Annotated in this window: 16 protein-coding genes and 1 tRNA gene; 7 read left to right on the top strand and 10 right to left on the bottom strand. The window is 32.9% G+C overall.

Translation table 11 applies throughout. The features are described from left to right. The first annotated feature begins 50 nt into the window (after positions 1-50). Positions 51-482, top strand: coding sequence for a cytochrome c oxidase assembly factor Coa1 family protein (locus RM697_RS04465; RefSeq protein ID WP_311426659.1), 432 nt, complete (start codon positions 51-53; stop codon positions 480-482). On the opposite strand, the gene bioA is transcribed toward RM697_RS04465, so the two are convergent. The 5 genes from bioA to rseP form a co-directional block, all read right to left on the bottom strand. Further along, on the bottom strand, positions 468-1,733 hold the full coding sequence (gene bioA, locus RM697_RS04460) for an adenosylmethionine--8-amino-7-oxononanoate transaminase (RefSeq protein WP_311426658.1): 1,266 nt from the start codon (positions 1,731-1,733) through the stop codon (positions 468-470). The two genes, RM697_RS04465 and bioA, sit on opposite strands and share 15 nt — an antisense overlap. After that, complete coding sequence (bioD, locus tag RM697_RS04455; protein WP_311426657.1) at positions 1,734-2,345, bottom strand: dethiobiotin synthase; 612 nt, start codon at positions 2,343-2,345, stop codon at positions 1,734-1,736. It abuts the gene before it with no gap. Then, positions 2,342-2,755 carry a putative signal transducing protein gene (locus RM697_RS04450; RefSeq protein WP_311426656.1) on the bottom strand — a complete coding sequence of 138 codons (414 nt, stop codon included), beginning with the start codon at positions 2,753-2,755 and terminating at the stop codon, positions 2,342-2,344. Before RM697_RS04450 ends, bioD begins: the two co-directional genes overlap by 4 nt. A 191-nt stretch (positions 2,756-2,946) precedes the next feature. Continuing rightward, a tRNA-Asn gene (locus tag RM697_RS04445) sits at positions 2,947-3,020 on the bottom strand. A 70-nt stretch (positions 3,021-3,090) separates the two neighbouring features. Beyond that, complete coding sequence (rseP, locus tag RM697_RS04440; protein WP_311426655.1) at positions 3,091-4,434, bottom strand: RIP metalloprotease RseP; 1,344 nt, start codon at positions 4,432-4,434, stop codon at positions 3,091-3,093. 216 nt (positions 4,435-4,650) lie between these two features. Here rseP and RM697_RS04435 point away from each other — a divergent pair, with 216 nt between their 5' ends. Genes RM697_RS04435 through feoB form a run of 3 tightly spaced genes read left to right on the top strand, consistent with a single transcriptional unit; the run spans position 4,651 to position 7,699 of the window. Further along, on the top strand, positions 4,651-5,325 hold the full coding sequence (locus RM697_RS04435) for an SCO family protein (protein ID WP_311426654.1): 675 nt from the start codon (positions 4,651-4,653) through the stop codon (positions 5,323-5,325). 48 nt (positions 5,326-5,373) lie between these two features. Beyond that, complete coding sequence (locus RM697_RS04430) at positions 5,374-5,601, top strand: FeoA family protein (RefSeq protein WP_311426653.1); 228 nt, start codon at positions 5,374-5,376, stop codon at positions 5,599-5,601. Beyond that, the gene (gene feoB, locus RM697_RS04425) at positions 5,594-7,699 is read left to right on the top strand and encodes a ferrous iron transport protein B (RefSeq protein ID WP_311426652.1); all 2,106 of its coding nucleotides are present in this window, start codon (positions 5,594-5,596) and stop codon (positions 7,697-7,699) included. The genes RM697_RS04430 and feoB overlap by 8 nt, the downstream gene beginning before the upstream one ends. A gap of 92 nt (positions 7,700-7,791) precedes the next feature. Here feoB and RM697_RS04420 read toward each other — a convergent pair whose 3' ends face one another. The 4 genes from RM697_RS04420 to RM697_RS04405 are packed head-to-tail and all read right to left on the bottom strand — an operon-like array spanning position 7,792 to position 14,488. After that, positions 7,792-11,340: an efflux RND transporter permease subunit gene (locus RM697_RS04420; protein WP_311426651.1), complete on the bottom strand. Its 3,549-nt coding sequence runs from the start codon at positions 11,338-11,340 to the stop codon at positions 7,792-7,794. 2 nt (positions 11,341-11,342) lie between these two features. Further along, positions 11,343-12,521: an efflux RND transporter periplasmic adaptor subunit gene (locus tag RM697_RS04415; RefSeq protein ID WP_311426650.1), complete on the bottom strand. Its 1,179-nt coding sequence runs from the start codon at positions 12,519-12,521 to the stop codon at positions 11,343-11,345. 21 nt (positions 12,522-12,542) lie between these two features. Further along, positions 12,543-13,868: a TolC family protein gene (locus RM697_RS04410; protein WP_311426649.1), complete on the bottom strand. Its 1,326-nt coding sequence runs from the start codon at positions 13,866-13,868 to the stop codon at positions 12,543-12,545. Further along, the gene (locus RM697_RS04405; RefSeq protein ID WP_311426648.1) at positions 13,868-14,488 is read right to left on the bottom strand and encodes a TetR/AcrR family transcriptional regulator; all 621 of its coding nucleotides are present in this window, start codon (positions 14,486-14,488) and stop codon (positions 13,868-13,870) included. Before RM697_RS04405 ends, RM697_RS04410 begins: the two co-directional genes overlap by 1 nt. Positions 14,489-14,610: 122 nt before the next feature. On the opposite strand from RM697_RS04405, the gene RM697_RS04400 reads away from it, so the two are divergent. Next, positions 14,611-15,585, top strand: a complete 975-nt coding sequence (locus RM697_RS04400; protein WP_311426647.1) for a polyprenyl synthetase family protein — start codon at positions 14,611-14,613, stop codon at positions 15,583-15,585. Continuing rightward, positions 15,585-15,932, top strand: a complete 348-nt coding sequence (locus tag RM697_RS04395) for a hypothetical protein (RefSeq protein ID WP_311426646.1) — start codon at positions 15,585-15,587, stop codon at positions 15,930-15,932. The genes RM697_RS04400 and RM697_RS04395 overlap by 1 nt, the downstream gene beginning before the upstream one ends. A gap of 32 nt (positions 15,933-15,964) precedes the next feature. Here RM697_RS04395 and RM697_RS04390 read toward each other — a convergent pair whose 3' ends face one another. Beyond that, complete coding sequence (locus tag RM697_RS04390; RefSeq protein WP_311426645.1) at positions 15,965-16,459, bottom strand: alpha-ketoglutarate decarboxylase; 495 nt, start codon at positions 16,457-16,459, stop codon at positions 15,965-15,967. Between the two features lie 165 nt (positions 16,460-16,624). On the opposite strand from RM697_RS04390, the gene RM697_RS04385 reads away from it, so the two are divergent. Continuing rightward, positions 16,625-19,381, top strand: a complete 2,757-nt coding sequence (locus RM697_RS04385) for a 2-oxoglutarate dehydrogenase E1 component (protein WP_311426644.1) — start codon at positions 16,625-16,627, stop codon at positions 19,379-19,381. Positions 19,382-19,398: the final 17 nt, after the last annotated feature.

Here is a 19,398-nt window from a genome sequence, read left to right as displayed (position 1 = left end):
AAATTTGTACTTTCTTATACATATAAACATAGAATAGTTTAGTTAATCTTATGGAACAACAAAAACAAAAAAGTTGGTTTGCTCGAAATTGGCCTTGGGTAATACCAGTAACAGGATGTTTAGGCTTAATTGTGCTTCTTATTGTAGGAGCAGGAGCTGCGATTTTCGGTGTATCAAAAATGATTACCAATTCTGAACCTTATGAATATGCTATAGAGCAAGCCTCAACTAATAAAGAGGTTATTAGTTTATTAGGAGATTCGATTGAATCTGATGGGATTATGAAAGGCGATATATCTTTAAGTAATGATGATGGTCATGTAGATATAACAATACCAATAAAAGGCAAAAAAGGAAAAGGAAAAGTTTCTATAAAAGGTGAAAAAACGGATGGTGTATGGGATTATGAATCTATTTATGTTACCATTAAATCCTCTGGAGAAGAGATTAATTTATTAGATAAAAATTTAGAAGGTATCTAAAGCCTTTTCTATGACGTCGTAAATGGTTTGAAGTTCTTTTTCTGAAATAGTATAAGGCGCTTGTATATAGATAGTATTACCCAACGGTCTTAAAAACACACCATTTTTTAAAAAGAAATTAAAGAGTTGATCTCTTAAATTCCCATAGCGCTCCATTTTTATTTTTAGGTCTAGAGCAAAAATAATACCTGTTTGTCTCGTGGATTCTACTTTAGGGTGATCATGTATTCTTTCATTGAAGCTTTGATGAGATGAGATGATTCGTTTTATATTATTCTGAATAGTATCAGATTGTAATAATTCTAAACTCGCTAAAGCTGCTGAGCAAGCTAAAGGATTAGCTGAGTATGTATGTCCATGAAATAAACCTTTGCCAATGTCATCACTGTAAAACGCATTGTAAATTTCTTGTTTACAAGAGGTAATTGCCATTGGCATGATGCCGCCAGTTAAAGCTTTACTTAGACAGATAATATCAGGTTTAGTTTCTATATGATCAGATGCAAAACATCGTCCTGTTTTACCAAAACCTGTCATAACCTCATCAGCAATTGTAATGATGTGTTGTTTATTACAGAATTTTAGAATATCGTTTAATCCATTTGCATCATGCATTTTCATTGCAGCAGCACCTTGTACTAAAGGTTCGTAAATAAAACCAGCAATTTTATGCTGAGAAACAAGCTCTTTTAATAAAATTATAGTATTTGCTATGTTATCTTTTGTTGGTGTTGGAATACGTTTTACTTCTAAAAAATAATCTTCAAAAGGGCCATTATAAACAGAAATACCTGACACGCTCATTGCACCAAATGTATCGCCATGAAAACCATCTTCAAAAGCTATTAGAGTAGTTCTTTTTTCATTGTTGTTAAAGTGATATTGTAAGGCCATTTTTATGGCAATTTCAACACTGGTTGAACCATTATCACTAAAAAATAATTTGCTTTGATTTTTTGGTAAAACTTTGATGAGTTCTTCAGAAAGTTTTATTGCTGGCTCATGTGTTAAACTGCTAAACACTATATGATGAAGTTTACCTAATTGTTCAGCAACACGTTTGGTTATAAAAGGATTACAATGACCATACATACAAGTGTACCAAGATGATATAGCATCAATATAAGATTTCCCATGTTCATCATAGAGTAGAGATCCTTTGGCATTTGTTATAGCAATATTCTCAGGATGAAGTTTATGCTGTGTTAAAGGATGCCAAATATGCATTTTATCACGATCTTTTAATATCATCTATAACTTAGCTTTAAATAAATTGGCATATTCTTTTATTACGTTTTTGTCAAAATAAGGTTCATCATTTATTCGACCTAGAACAGGAATTTTTGTTATTTTTGAGATGATATCTTCAGTACTTTTATGTTCGTTGCCATTAAATAGTATTACGATGTTTTTGAAGCCTTTTTGTTTTAATTGTTCTACTGTAAGTAATGTGTGGTTTATACTACCAAGATAATGTCTTGAAACCACAATTACTGTATCAGTTTTAGTAATTAGATCCAATACAGTTTTAGTATTATTAAGTGGCACTAATAATCCACCAGCACCTTCAATAACTAAATTATTTTTTGTTTTTGGTTTTTTAATAGAATCAACATCTATGGTAATACCATCAATTTCTGCAGCACCATGAGGACTCATAGGTGTTTTTAAAGCATAAGTATTGTCATAAAATACAGATTTGTTATTGGAGATTAATTGTTTAACTCTATGTTTATCTCCAGAGTCTACATCACCAGCTTGTACAGGTTTCCAATAGTCAGCTTCAAGAGCTTCAGTTATAATGGCTGAAACTATGGTTTTACCAACATCTGTACCAATACCTGTTACAAAATATGTATTCATTTAAAATCGAAATTTGTATTACAATGATCACAATTGTATTTGTACCTAGCATTAAACGGAAGTGTTCCAGAGATAAAACCAATAAGGAAAGCAAAAAATGATTTAAAGCTTGTAACTGTTGATATTAATTGAACTTTACTACTATTACAATTTGGACATTCTATACTATTACCTTCATTATCTGTTGAATATTTAGCAATTGATTTTAATATTTCATTTGCTTTTTTTACATCTTCAGAAAACACTTTCAGTTTTACACCACCTATGGCATTACTAACCAAAGGATCTGTATCTATAGTTAAACTATCAGATAAAAATACTTGAATACCATCAGCTTCTAAACGACCTTTTACGATTAAGGCTTCAGAAGTGTATTGATACTTAGCTATGGTTGTGAATTTTTGAGTCATTAATCACAAAGATAATTTGGAAGTATTTAGTAACGAAATGAAAACGCATAAAAACAAAAATGTCAACCTTTTCGGATGGCATTTTATTTTTAGCTCCTTCTCTTGGGCTTCCTTCGACTCCGCTCAGCATAAACTTCTCGCCATCCTGTTACACAAAAAAAAGTCCAACATTTCTGTTGAACTTTACTTTGCTCCTTCTCTTGGGCTCGAACCAAGGACCCTCTGATTAACAGTCAGATGCTCTAACCAACTGAGCTAAGAAGGAGTGTTAATGGCTTTTGCGAGCGCAAATATAGCCTATTTTTTATTTTCGACAAACAATTTTTATAGAAAAACTATTGTGTTATAGCTTTATAAATATCGTTACCATTTGCAAATAATACAAGGGCAATTAAAATAAAGAAACCTACCATTTGGGCACGTTCAAGGAATTTTTCGCTTGGCTTTCTCCCAGATACCATTTCGTATAAGGTAAATACCACATGTCCTCCATCTAAAGCAGGTATTGGTAATAGATTTAAAATGGCAAGCATTATAGATAAAAATGCTGTTAATCTCCAAAAGGCTTCCCAGCTCCAAACTTCTGGGAAAATATCAAATATTGCCTTAAAGCCTCCAACGCCTTTGTAAGCACCTGTGCTAGGATTAAAGATAACACCTAATTGCTCCCAATAGGACTGTATTTGCCCAATAAACTTATTCCAGCCTACACCAAAACTTTCACCAAATGTGTAATCTTGATGTATTCTCTCTAAATAACCTAGTTCTTCAGATCGTTCAAGATGACGAGCAGGTTGAATACCTATTCTACCCTTTGCATCCAGTTGAAGCATTTTTTCAACAGTGCTATTATCTGTCCTTAAAATTGATACTGGAACGGTTTGATTTTGTAGTCCAGCAACACATTCTTCAAGTTGATCAAAATATCTAATGTCTTTGCCATTGATGGCTTGAATAATATCACCTTCTTTTAAACCAGCTTCTTTGTTAAGCGAAGAATCAGTAACCTCACCAACCATAAATGGGATTCTTAGTTTAAACAATCCTCTTATCTTACCAGAGGATAATTGACCAAGAAAATCTTCAGGCAAATTAATGGTCTCTTCAACACCCAATCTACTTATTGTTATAGATTCTGCACTAATAATATTATCAATTATTTCAGAATCGTTGACAATTTTTGTATTATCTACAGCAACTACTTTGTCTCCAGTTTTAAACCCAAGATCCACTAAAACAGGATTCTCTATCCAATAACCATCTTTTAGACTTTTTAGTGTTATATCTGAATCACCATAAGCAAAAGATGCTAAGATGTATATTATGAGCGCCAAAATAAAGTTAACTGTAACTCCTCCAAGCATAATAATAAGGCGTTGCCAAGCAGGTTTAGATCTAAACTCCCAAGGTTGAGGTGGTTGAGCCATCTGTTCCTTATCCATACTTTCATCGATCATTCCTGCGATCTTAACATAACCACCTAGTGGTAACCAACCGATTCCATAAACGGTTTCTCCTATTTTCTTTTTGAACAAAGAGTACTTTACATCAAAGAATAAGTAAAACTTCTCTACTCTTGTTTTAAATAATTTGGCTGGTATAAAGTGTCCTAACTCGTGTAGTACGATTAATAAGGATAAGCTTAATAGAAATTGGGAAATCTTAATTACAAACTCCATCTATCTTTTCATAAATATTGATAAGCTGCAAAAGTAACTTTTTACCACTATTTAGAAAAATAAAGCGTTATTAATGCTTAATTTTTTAACACCCTTTTATCAATTATGGTTTTTTTCAACAACAATTCATTTTGCTGTTAAAGTTATAAGGTATAATATCATTGGGTTGTATCTTTGTGTTTTTATCTATGAGGATAGGCTCACAATTAAGAAATTATGCTATCATTTTTTAAAGCTTACAAATATTTTTGGATATTTTTAATAGTACTTTCTATTGTTATTATATACACGTTTTACTCCATTTTAAAGCCAACTAGAGTACTACCAGTTTGGCAACCATCTATGGTTAATTATGAGTTGGTAGATAGTACCATTCAACATAAAGCAAAGTATCACACCATAGCTGATTTTAGTTTAACTAATCAAAACGGAGAAACCATAACTCAAGCCACCTACAAGGATAAAATATACATTGCAGACTTCTTCTTTACCACCTGCCAAACCATTTGTCCGATAATGACAGATCATATGTATCAAATCCAAAAAGAGATTGAAAATGATGATGATGTAATGTTGTTATCTCATTCTGTAACTCCAAAAATTGATTCGGTAGCTCAACTTAAGCGTTATGCTAAGAAAAAAGGTGTTAATGACGCTAAGTGGAACCTCGTAACTGGCGATAAAAAGCATATTTATGAGCTAGCAAGAAAAAGCTATTTAGCAGTCAAAACTGATGGAGATGGAGGTGAATATGACATGATTCATACTGAAAATTTCCTACTTATTGATAAGAAACGCCAAATACGAGGACATTATGATGGCACCAATCCTGAAGATATAGAAAGACTTTTAGATGATATTAAAATTCTTAAAGCCTCGTATAAAAATTAATCTTTTTCCTATTTTTGCTTCTTTATAATGAGTCTAAATAAATCATAAATGACAGTTGCCGATTTAAACAAAGGTCAAAGAGCTATTATCATTGATGTGTCATCAGATCAAATCCCTTTGAAACTCCTCGAAATGGGTTGTTTACCTGGTAATGAAGTTAAACTGTTACAAGTAGCTCCGTTTAAAGACCCAATGTATTTGAATATCAATGGAAGTTATTTAGCCATCAGAAAAGATACAGCCTCATTAATTACCATAGAACTTAAAGATGCCTAAACAAATTAATGTTGCTTTAATAGGAAATCCTAATACAGGAAAGACTTCTGTTTTTAATGCCTTAACGGGTTTAAACCAAAAAGTAGGTAATTATCCTGGTATTACAGTAGAAAAAAAGGAAGGTATTTGTAAATTACCAAGAGGAGTTAAAGCGCATATTTTAGACCTTCCAGGTACTTATAGTTTAAACGCGTCTTCACTAGATGAGAGTGTTGTTATTGAATTGCTTCTCAACAAAAACGATAAAGATTTTCCAGATGTAGCTGTTGTAGTATCTGACGTAGAAAACCTAAAACGCAACTTACTTCTTTTTACTCAGATAAAAGACCTTAAGATTCCAGCAATCTTGGTTATTAATATGAGTGATCGTATGAAACGAAAAGGAATTACTTTAGATTTAGACGTTTTAGAATCTAAGCTCAATACTAAGATTGCACTTATTAGCACTAGAAAAGGTGAAGGTGTAGACACCTTAAAGCATCTTATAAATAATTATCAAAGTTTATCTACCGAACCTTGTTTAGATACATCAACTATTGATAGCACCTATTTTGAAAATCTTAAGAACGTATTTCCTAATCAAGACTTATACAAACTCTGGTTAGTGATCTCACAAGATGTAAATTTTGGTAAAATTGAAAGAGGATCTTCGTCAATTCAAGATTTTAAAACAAAAACGAAATCCGAGCTCAAAAGACTTCAACAGCGCGAAACCATTAAACGATATCAATTTATAAATAATGTGCTTAAAGAAGGACAACAAATTGATAGTTCTAAAGCCAAAGATTTTAGATCTAAATTAGACAGAATACTTACGCACAAAGTCTTTGGCTATGTTATTTTCTTTGTGATATTACTATTAATTTTTCAAGCCATTTATGATTGGGCTACTGTACCAATGGATTTGATCGATGAAGGTTTTGCCAATTTATCCAGTTGGTTACAAAGCGTGTTGCCTAAAGGCGTATTTACCAATTTGCTTACTGAAGGTATTATTGCAGGAATTGGAGGCGTTGTGATTTTTATACCCCAGATTGCATTTTTATTTTTATTGATTTCCATTTTAGAAGAAAGTGGTTACATGAGTCGTGTGGTGTTTTTAATGGATAAAGTTATGCGACGCTTTGGATTGAGTGGAAAAAGTGTTGTGCCTCTAATATCTGGGACAGCTTGTGCCATACCAGCGATCATGGCTACTCGAAATATTGAAAATTGGAAAGAACGCTTAATTACCATATTAGTAACACCTTTTACAACCTGTTCTGCGCGTTTACCTGTTTACATTATCATCATTGGTTTAGTTATACCTGAAGGTAGCTTTCTAGGTTTTGGCTACAAAGCATTAACATTAATGCTACTGTATATCATTGGCTTTTTAGCAGCCTTGGTTTCTGCTGCTATTTTAAATAAGGTAATGAAGCTAAAAAGCAAAAGCTTTTTTGTGGTTGAAATGCCTAGCTATAAGATTCCGTTATTTAAAAATGTAGCGATTACTGTATTAGAAAAAACAAAGACATTTGTATTTGAAGCCGGAAAGATAATCTTGGCAATTTCTATTGTACTTTGGGTTTTAGCATCCTATGGACCTGGAGATAATTTTAATAATGCTGAAACTATAGTTAGAACCGAATTCCCAGATATTGGAGAAGATGCTTTTGAAGATAAATTAGCCGCACACAAACTTGAGCATTCTTATATAGGATTAGTTGGTAAGGCTATTGAACCTGTTATAAAACCTTTAGGCTACGATTGGAAAATAGGTATTGGTATAGCAACGTCTTTTGCTGCACGGGAAGTTTTTGTTGGTACTTTAGCTACGATTTATAGTATAGGAAGCGCTAATGATGATGATGAACTGGGAGAAGGAACTATTGTAAAGCGTATGTCTGAAGAAGTTTACGACAATGGCAAACCAGTATTTACATTGGCCTCAGGAATTTCACTATTACTGTTTTATGCCTTTGCAATGCAATGCATGAGTACTTTAGCTATTGTTAAACGAGAAACTAACAGCTGGAAATGGCCAGCGATTCAGTTAGTAAGCATGACTCTTATTGCCTATGTTGTTGCTTTAATTGCGTTTCAATTTTTGAAATAAAACTTATGTGAAATGAAAACACCTTGAGTTTTCAAGGTGCCCACTGCTATCTATCAATCTTCTTTTAAGAAAGGATTATTATATGCTAAAATTTACTTATCTAAACTAATAGGGATAGAATCATCATATTCATTTTTTACTGCTAAAGGTATTACTGAAACTCTACCCTTATAAAGCCACATTTTGAATATAGTAATTAAGTAAAATAAAATAGGCACAACAATTAATGTCAAAAATGTTGCTATTAATAAACCATAAATTACAGTCCATGCTAATGGTCCCCAGAAAATCACGTTATCACCTCCCATATATATGTTTGGGTTAAAGTCTTTAAACATTGTAAAGAAGTTAATGTTAAAACCAATTGCCAAAGGAATAAGTCCAAGTATGGTCGTTATCGCTGTAAGCAATACTGGTCTTAAACGGGCTTTACCAGCAGTAACAATACTTTCAAATAATAACTCTTTACTTAAATACTCATCATCTTCTAAATCTAAATCATGTTTTTTTCTATCAATTAAAAGTTGTGCATAATCCAGTAATACCACACCATTATTTACAACTATACCAGCTAGAGAAATAATTCCCATCATGGTCATCATAATAACAAAAGGATTTCCTGAAATCACTAATCCACCAAATACACCAATTAAACTAAGCAATATGGCTATCATTATAATTGTTGGTTTAGATACAGAGTTGAATTGGAAAATTAGAATAAAGAAAATTAAGCCTAAGCCAGTAAATAATGCGCCCATTAAAAAGGCCATTTGTTTATTTTGTTCTTCAATCTGACCTGTATAATCAATCTTTATATTCTTCGGTAAATTTTCGAAAGATTTCATTTCGTTCTGAACTTGAGCTACAATAGCTCCAGCATCGGTGTAACCAGGTGATAAAGCAGAATAAACTGTTACTACACGCCTAGAATCCTTGTGCTTTATAGCACTAAATCCGGAGTTGTTAGATTGTTTTGCTAAAGTAGAAATAGGAATTTCTATAATCTTTCCTGAATTATTTCTAAAGGTTATATTTTGATTGAAAAGCGCACTATTGTTGTATCTATTTTCTTTATTAAATCGCACATAAATATCATAGTCCTCACCATCTTCTTTATAAATACCAGCTTTTGCTCCAAAAATAGAATTTCGTATTTGTTGACCAACCTGTGCAGAACTCACACCAAGTTCACCAGCTTTTTCTCTATCAACAATAACCTGCATTCCAGGTTTATCTTTATTAACATCGATTTTTAATTCATCAATTCCAGGAATGTTTTTAGAATTAATAAAATCACGCATGCTTTCTGCCATAGCAATAAGCTCACCGTAATCATCACCTTCAATCTCAATATTAATAGGAGCACCTGCTGGTGGACCAGCTGCATCTTTTTCGACTGAAATTAATACACCAGGATAAATTCCAACTAATGCTTCTTGAACTTTTTGACGTAATAATTCACTGTCCTCACCACGTCTATATTTATACTCTCGCATTGAAGCCGTAATCTTTCCTTTATGAGGCATTTCTGCGTCTGAACCACCATCAGTTTGAGGGTTTCCAGCACCAGCACCTACTTGTGAAACAGCACTTTCTACTAAAAAGTTATAATCATCATCTATATATTTAGAATCGTTTAAAACTGTATATACTTTTTGTTCAATTTCTTTAGTAATCGCATTGGTTTTTTCAATATCAGTTCCTTGAGGATATTCTATGTAGACAATAATTTGATTTGGCTTATTATCTGGGAAGAATTCAACTTTTGTGCGCTGCGAAGCTAATGAGCCACCAAAAGCCATAAACGAGATAATCAATAAAAGGAAAGTTCCACCGACTAACCAATATGGACTTCTGCCAGATAATGCTCCACGTAGTCTTTTCTCATACCAGTTTTCTAATCTAGGTAGGGTTTTGTTTTGAAAACTATTTGCCCAACCACGAAGGAATAACCGATATACCCAAAGCATAATTGCGGTAAAGATCATCAACGTACCTAAACCTCTATAATCTCCGCCAAATATGAATGCAATAACACCAATTACTGCCATTATTAGTGTTGTTCTAATAATCTTCTTCAAAGGCATGTCTTCATCTTCAGTATTCATAAATTCTGATACTAATACTGAATTAAAAAAGATAGCAACAAATAGAGAGGAACCTAAAACAGTGGCCAACGTTATTGGTAATAGCTTCATGAATTCACCCATAACTCCTGGCCATAGTCCAAGAGGAATAAAAGCAGCGACTGTTGTCGCAGTAGAAATAATAATAGGAAAAGCAATTTCACCAATACCTTTCTTTGCAGCTTCAATTCGACTCATACCTTCCTGTTCCATGAGACGATACACATTTTCTACAACCACGATACCATTATCCACAAGCATACCAAGTCCCATAATAAGACCAAAAAGAATCATAGTGTTTAATGTGAAGCCAAACATGTTTAAAATCATTAAAGACATAAACATGGACATCGGTATTGCAAATCCAACAAAAATGGCATTTTTAAACCCTAAGAAGAACATTAATACAGTGACAACTAGAATTACACCAAATAAGATATTATTTACCAAGTCATCAACTTGTCCTAAAGTGACTGAGGATTGATCATTAGTAATAGAGACTTCTAAATCTTGAGGGAATTCATTAGTAATTGCATTTTCTACGATTTCTTTTACTTGATCTGTAGCAGCAACCATATTTTGTCCAGCTCGTTTCTTCACATCAAGCATTACAACACGTTCACCAATCAGTTTATCACCTTTTTTTCTGGCGTAGGTTGTTCTGTCTTTTTCTTTAAAGGAAACTTCAGCAACATCTTTAAGATATATGGAGTTACCATTTTCAGATTTTACAACAAAATTTTCGAGTTCATATGGTTTTTCAACTTCACCTAAAATTCTAATTGTACGACGTTGCCCACTTGTAATAAAATTACCAGCAGACATAGTAACATTTCCATTGCCTATGGCTTGTAAGACATCACTATAACTCACTTTCGCAGCCATCATTTTATAGATATCAACCGCAACTTCAACTTCCATGTCTTGCACACCTCGAATATCTACTTGTTTTATCTCTTGAAGATTTTCAATTTCATCTTGAAGATATTCTCCAAATTCTTTAAGCTGAACAACTGTATAATCACCAGAGATATTAATGTTTAGGATTGGCATTTCTTCACTCATACTCAAAGCAAAGACATTAGGTTTTATTTTTGCATCGTTAAAGGTTGGCCAATCTTCACTAGAGGTTTCTGTATCTAATTCATCCTTAACTTTTTGTTTGGCTTCAGGTATAGATAACTCTTCATCAAACTCAACCATAATCATTGAGTAATCTTCTTGGGATGTAGAGGTGTATTCTACAACATTACTTATGCCTTTAATTTTATCTTCAAGAGGATCAGTTATTAACTTTTCAATATCTTCTGCAGTGTTACCTGGAAATAAAGTGCTTATGTAAATTTTAGTCTCTTTAATTTCTGGAAAATTCTCTCTTGGCATTTCAAAAAAGGCAGAAACTCCTAAGTAGAAAATAACAGCCATAACCACATACATGGTTGTTTTGTTGTTAATGGCCCATGATGATAAAGGAAACTCCTTGTTTACCTTTTTAGTGCTTTTCTTTTTAGCCATAACTATTCGGTTTTATAATCTAAGACTTTTACAGTCTGTCCGTTTTTTACACTTCTAGCTCCTTCTTGTATAATTTCAGAACCATTTTTAATACCACTTAAAACTTCGATGACATCACCTTGAGTTTTTCCAGTTTCAATTATAACACGTTCTGCAACTCCTTCACCATTGTCTTTCTTATTATTCACCACATATATATACTGCTCACCGTTCGCATTTTCTGAGATAATACTTTGTGGAATTAAAAGCGCTACTTCATTGGTATAGTCATTTATCTTAACCTTAGCTGTAAGATTTGGTTTAATGCTTCGATCTTTATTTGGAACACCAATTTCTACCTTGAACGTACGATTTGTTGGATTTATAAAATCACCAGCCTGACGAACTTTAGCAGTCATTTTTTTTCCTAAGATTGGAAACTCAACTTCAACATTTTTATTTTTTGTAACATCAGAAATATAACGTTCGGGAACATCGGTTTCAATATACATATTATCTAAGTTTACAATACGCATTAGCTGAGACTGACCAGCGCCAACAACGCTACCTTGCTCTGTAATAATGTCGTCTATGGTACCTGTAAAAGGAGCTCTTACAATAGTCTTACCTATTTGTTGTTTTATTTGGTTTACGGCCTGACTCTGCGCTTCGTAATTAGATTTAGCTTGTAAATATTGAATCTCACTACCGATTTTTTGATTCCAAAGACGTTCTTGACGTTCGAAAGTAGTCTTAGCTAGGTTGGCTTGAATCTCAGCCTGTGCTAATTGTTGACTCATTCCACCATCATCTATTTTAGCAAGTGTTTGACCTTTAATAACTTTTTGCCCTTCGGTAACATATACTTTTGTTAGAATACCAGAATATTCAGGAAATATGACCAAGTTATTTTTAGTATTAACGTTTCCTTGTAGGTCTAAAAAGTGATTAAAAACTTCTTGTTTAGCTGTAAATGTTGTTATTAAAGGTACTTTTTTAGTGGTGTCTAATACTGCAATTTTAGCATCAAGTAGTTTTAATTGTTCAGCAATTTCTTGTTGCTTAGCTACTATTTCGCTTCGCTTTTTTCTTATGTCTTCTAAATTTTCTGTTTCAATAACAGCTTCAACAGATTTACTTTTTTCTTCACCACAAGAAGTGATTAGTAAACTGATTAATAGTAGTGAGAATATATATTTCATGGTGGTATAATTTTTCAATGATTAATTTTTAGGTATTTGATTGAGTATAGTTTCTAGTTCGGCTTTATTATTTATAACATTAACCATTGCTTGCAAATAATCTTGTTGTGCACCATAAAGCTGTGTTTGCGCTTGACTTAATTCAAAGCTAGATGCAATACCTTCAAAAAACTTTATTTGATTTTTCTGCTCTATTCGCTCAGCTAAAGCTAAGTTGTCTTTTTTAATGTTATAATCTTCAATTGCAAACTGGTAGTTACTTTTAGCACTTTTAATTTGTAGTAATAATTTTTGCTCAGTTTCTAAAAGGTCATCCTGAGCTTTTTCTAAATTTATTCTAGCACGTTGTGTCGCTGCACTTCGTCCTAATGAGCTGAAAATAGGAATACGTAAACTAGCTCCAAAAGTAGCAGTACCAATCCATCGATTACTAAAATCGGCAAAATCGAAGGCGTTACGGTTGGCGATATATGAGCCATTTAAAAAGGCATCTAGCGTAGGTAAGGCTTTGCTTTTTTCAAGTTTTAAAAGTAGCTCTTTAGAGCGTTTGTCATTTTCTGCAATTTTATAATCTATAGTATTCTCATAATCTTCTTTTGCATCTAGCAGGCTCAAAACAATGTTGTATTCCGCTAAGCCCATTAAATTATCGGTTAAAGTTGGAGTAGTGTTTATATCTTGCCCAATAGTGATATTGAACATTTGATAAGCAATAGTTTTAAGTCGTTTAGTGTTGTTTAAATTACTTTGCACTCCTGATAATGTAATTTGTAGTTGCTCAACACTTTCTTCTTCACCTAAACCATTTTCAAAAATCTTAGTGGTTTCGTCTAGGTTTTTTTGAAGTACCGAAATGTTACGTTCAAAGATTTGCACACTTTCTTCAGCAAGTAATACATTGCCATAAGCTTCTATAACAGCTTTTCGCACTTCTAAATCAGTTTTTTCTTTAGCATTTTTTGAAATTTCCAGAAATACTTTTGCAGACTGTAAACCAACAAGATATGAGCCATCAAATACTTTTTGAGTTAGGTTGGCAGAAGCTGTCATAGAATGTCTAGCTCCAAAATCTGGAACACCATCCATATCAAAATCAATAGCTTCAAATTGTTGTTTAATTTGATTTTGGTAGTCTACTGTGGCATTAAGCTGAGGTAAGCCAGTAGATGTCGTTTCCCATTTTTGTTCTACTGCAGCTTCAATATCTCGAGCTGCATTTTTTGCAGTCCTATTATTTTGCAATGCATAATCAATAGCTTCTTGTAGGCTAAATGATTGTTTATTATCTTGAGCAAATAGCGAAAACGAAAGCAATAAAGTGATGCTCAATAATATCTGTTTTCTCATTATATTTTGATTTGTTGTTCGGTAGGTTGATTTATAAATTGATTAAGTATTTTCAGCCCTTGGCTAGTACATATTCCTCTGAGGTGATACTCTAAATAATGTTCCATGAGCATGTTCATTGAGAATATTTTTAAAGGAAATAAATCTTTATCCTTGATAGCCAACATAGAACTGAAATAAATTCTTGAAATAAACTCTATATCTATACTTTTTCTGTAAAGACCTTGTTTTTGACCTCTTTTAAGATTCTCTAATACACAGTCTTGCATTACACTAAACTGCTTTGTCTTAAGCGTTGTAAAGATGCTTGGATAATATTTTTGAAGTTGATATTGAGGTGAGGATTTTTCGTCTTTAAGATGATCCATAACAAAACGCTTAATATCATAAATCTCTTCAATAGGATTTTTTTCTAAGGCGCAAATACAATCAATGCCATGCGAAATAAGATCAAAAAGATGGAGTGTTGTTGCTTCTACAAGTTTAGTTTTGTTTTCAAAATGTAGATAAATTGTCTTTTTTGAAATACCAATTTTATTAGCAATATCATCCATAGTTACACTCTTAAAGCCATAACTTAAAAATAGGTCTGCTGCTATAGCAAGTATTTTTTCTCTCATAATCAAAGCAAAAATACAACAGGAAACTTTTAATACCTAAAAAGTTTCCAAAGTTTTAATGGTTTTTTAACATTTACCAAAAGAGTTTGCTTGATGAGTAACATTTACTTTAACTTTGTTCAATGCAAACAGTTGAATTTTACCAAAATGCAATCATTAAATACATTAGTGATTATGCTAAAGTCCAAGAGCCTAAAAATTTATATGAGCCTATAGCGTATATTTTGAAATTAGGCGGAAAACGCTTGCGTCCGGTTTTAACTTTAATGACAGCTGATATTTTTGAATGTGACTACAATAAAGCTATGAATGCAGCACTTTCGGTTGAGGTGTTTCATAATTTTTCATTAGTGCATGATGATATTATGGATGATGCACCTCTGCGACGAGGGAAACAAACTGTTCATGAAAAATGGGATATTAATACAGGAATCCTTTCAGGTGATGCTATGCTCATCATGGCCTATAAGCTTTTTGAAAACTATGATGTTGACATATTTCAGGAGTTGGCAAAATTGTTTAGTAAAACAGCTTTAGAAGTATGTGAAGGTCAGCAATATGATGTCGATTTTGAAACTAGAGATGATGTCACAATTTCTGAATATTTAAAAATGATTGAGTTTAAAACAGCAGTTTTAGTTGGTGCAGCCATGAAAATGGGAGCTATAGTTGCTAATGCTTCAATTGAAGACCAAAATAAGATTTACGAGTTTGGTAAAAATTTAGGGATAGCGTTTCAATTGCAAGATGACTATTTAGATGCTTTTGGCAATCCAGAAACTTTTGGTAAGCAAGTTGGTGGTGATATCATTGAGAATAAAAAAACGTATCTCTACTTAAAAGCACTTGAGTTTTTAAATGAAGACGACCAATTGCAATTAAAACATTTATTTAGCATAAGTCCAAGAGATAATGTTGAGAAAATAGAGACTGTAAAACATTTTTTTGAAACGAGTGGCTCTTCTTCAGCTACAAAACAAGCCATTGAAGCTTACTCTAATAAGGCTTTTAATATTTTAAATACACTAACTATTTCTGATGGTAAAAAAGAAATACTCAAAAATTTTGGCTTAGGTTTAATGTCTAGAGATACCTAATGTATTTGCCTAACAATTTTGAATTGCTTATCACTGAAGCTAACCGTTTGAGTTTATACGATAAAATGGTACAGCAGCTGAATAAAGATTTATTATTGGCTAACATTGATCTAGAGTTTGATGAGCTAACCTTACCCACTAGCTTAAAGTTGATACTACAGGATACAGTATATCATCTTATACAAGAAAAATTTTCAGAGTACCTTAATCTACTTTATATCGTTGATGTTTCGGAGAAAGATATTAAAGCTATAGATGGTAATGATACTAGAAGGCTCTCAGAAGATGTTACTTTTTTAATACTGAAGCGAATTTGGCAAAAAGTGTGGTATAAATCTAAGTACTAGCATAATGGTTTGTTGGCTGAGCGAAGTCGAAGTCAAAACCAAAATCTAATAAAAGGCAACCATGGCTCAGCATAAATACTTTTCTCTTCATCGTAGAGAACATCATAACGTATTCCAAATATTACGTTATTAGTTCTGTAACCAACACCAATAAATAATGCACTATTCCAAAAATTATCGTCAATATTGGATACAAAATTCTCATCAAAATTCCTATTAACGTTAAGTTGTTCAAATTCTGTAGAAAGCTGAATTTCTCTTAATGGATTGTACAATCCGATAATACTGCCTCCTAAAATAGTAGACTTAAATCTATTTTTTTGACTATTTACAGTTGCATTTAAACCTATACCAAGCCCAAAACGCTCGTTAAAATTATAGACGCCTTGAGGCGCAACAGTAGCACTAAAAAAGCCATTAGCAAAACTTAAGCCTAAGCCTCCTCCAAATTGTACATTTCTCCAAAAGTTATCCTCTTCATTTTGCGGAATTTCTTGCGCATAACTATAAAGACTAATTAGAACCATCGGAATAGTTAGCAGTATTAATTTTAAATTTTTCAAAACAGATATTAGTATTAATAAAACTTATGTAAAACCATACTTATAAATATACTAAAACCGTATTTAGGTTTTCCTAAAAGTTGTACTTTTGTATAAACTTTATGACAACGAGTAGGTATTTAATATACAATGGATAAATATTCCTTTCTAAACGCCGCACATACAGCTTACTTCGCTGATTTATATGACCAATATTTACAAAACCCAGATTCTATTGAACCGAGTTGGCGTGCCTTTTTTCAAGGTTACGATTTCGGAACTGAAAATTATGGAATGGATGGCGAAATTATCGAAGGTGTAAGTGCGCAAATCCCAGAGCAACTTCAAAAAGAATTTCAAGTTGTAAAGCTTATTGATGGTTACAGAAACAGAGGTCATTTATTTACTAAAACCAATCCTGTAAGAGCAAGACGTAAATATGCACCTACATTAGAGATTGAAAATTTTGGATTATCACAGAATGATTTAGCAACCACCTTTTCGGCTGGAGAAATTATTGGTTTAGGCAAAACGACTTTACAAGTTATAATAGATCACCTAGAACGTATTTATTGTGATTCTATTGGTGTAGAGTACATGTATATAAGAAAGCCTGAAGAAATCCAATGGATACAAGACAAACTCAATGTTAACGATAATCATGGTACGTTTTCACCAGACCAGAAAAAGAATATTCTAAAAAAGTTAAACCAAGCAGTTTCATTTGAAACCTTTTTGCATACTAAGTATGTTGGGCAGAAACGTTTTTCTTTAGAAGGCAATGAATCTTTAATTCCTGCTTTAGATGCCATGATTGAAAAGGCTGCAGAGTTTGGTGTTAAGGAGTTTGTTATGGGAATGGCTCATAGAGGACGTCTTAGTACTCTAACCAATATATTTGGAAAATCTGCTAAAGATATTTTTAGCGAATTTGACGGTAAGGATTATGAGGAAAAGGTGTTTGATGGTGATGTAAAATACCATTTGGGTTGGACGAGTGATCGCGAAACCGACAATGGTAAAAAAATAAATTTAAGCATTGCACCAAACCCTTCGCATTTAGAAACAGTTGGAGCAGTTGTTGAAGGTATTGCAAGAGCTAAACAAGATAGTAAGAGTATAGAGGATGCTTCACAGGTTCTACCAATTGTAGTGCATGGAGATGCTGCAATTGCTGGTCAAGGCTTGGTTTATGAAGTAGTACAAATGGCTCAGCTAGATGGTTATAAAACTAATGGAACGGTTCATATTGTTGTAAACAATCAGATAGGTTTTACAACCAATTATTTAGATGGTAGATCTAGCACCTATTGTACAGATGTTGGCAAAGTAACGCTATCACCTGTGTTGCACGTTAATTCTGATGATGTAGAATCAGTAGTGCATGCCACATTGTTTGCTTTGCATTTTAGAATGAAATTTAAACGCGATGTTTTTATTGATCTATTAGGTTACAGAAAATATGGGCATAACGAAGGTGATGAACCTAAATTTACGCAACCTTTACTTTATAAAGCCATTTCAAAACATAAAAATCCCAGAGATATTTACGCAGAGCGTTTACTCGCTGAAAATATCATCGATGCTGGTTTTGTAAAACAAATAGAAAAAGAATACAAAGATAAACTTGAAGAAAAACTAGAAGATTCAAGAAAGATTGAAAAAACGGTTATTTCTCCATTTATGCAGGAGCAATGGAAAGATTTTATTCGTGTTGATGAAAAAGAGATGATGAAAACTGTGGACACCACTGTTGCAGTAGATACTTTGGCTAATATCACAAAATCGATCTCTAACCTACCATCAGATAAAAAATTCATAAGAAAAATTCAACGCTTAGTAGAATCTCGTCAAACTATGTTTGATGAAAATCGTTTGGATTGGTCAATGGCTGAGCATTTAGCCTATGGATCTTTGCTTACAGAAGGATTTAATGTTAGAATTTCGGGTCAAGATGTTGAGCGCGGAACATTTTCGCATAGACATGCAGTTGTAAAGGTTGAAGATAGTGAAGAAGAGATTATTCTATTAAAAAATGTAGCTAAAGACCCAAATCAATTTAATATTTATAATTCACTACTCTCAGAGTATGGTGTAGTTGGTTTTGATTATGGTTATGCTATGGCAAGCCCTAAAACACTTACCATTTGGGAAGCTCAATTTGGAGATTTTAGCAATGGAGCACAAATAATGATAGACCAGTACATTTCTTCTGGAGAAGATAAATGGAAAACTCAGAATGGGTTGGTAATGTTGCTTCCTCATGGTTATGAAGGTCAAGGTGCTGAGCATTCATCTGGTCGCATGGAGCGTTATCTTCAGGTTTGTGCTAAAGACAATATGTTTGTGGCTGATTGTTCAACTCCAGCCAATATGTTTCATTTGTTACGTAGACAAATGAAAGCCAATTACAGAAAGCCCTTAGTCATATTTACACCAAAGAGTTTATTACGCCATCCAAAAGTAGTATCAAGTGTTGATGAATTTGCCAATGGAAGCTTCCAGATGTTAATTGATGATACTACTGCAAAAGCTGATAAAGTGAAGACTTTAGTTTTTGTAACAGGTAAATTTTACTACGATTTATTACAAGAAAAAGAACAATTAGAACGAAATGATGTGGCTTTGGTAAGAATAGAACAATTGTTTCCACTTCCATCAGAGCAAATTAGAGCGATAGTTAAAAAATATAAAAATGCAGATGATATCGTTTGGGCTCAAGAAGAACCAAGAAATATGGGAGCTTATGGACATATGTTGATGCACTTAGATGAAGCACGACAATGGCGAGCAGCAAGTAGACGACCTTATGGAGCACCAGCAGCAGGTAGCTCGGTACGTTCAAAGATTAGGCATCAAGAAATTATAGATTATGTTTTTGATAAGAGTAAAAACAATCAACGATAAAACTGTAATACCTGCGA

Source organism: Microcosmobacter mediterraneus (assembly GCF_031846265.1).
GTDB classification, from domain to species: domain Bacteria; phylum Bacteroidota; class Bacteroidia; order Flavobacteriales; family Flavobacteriaceae; genus Microcosmobacter; species Microcosmobacter mediterraneus.
This window is presented reverse-complemented; position numbering and strand designations above follow the sequence as displayed.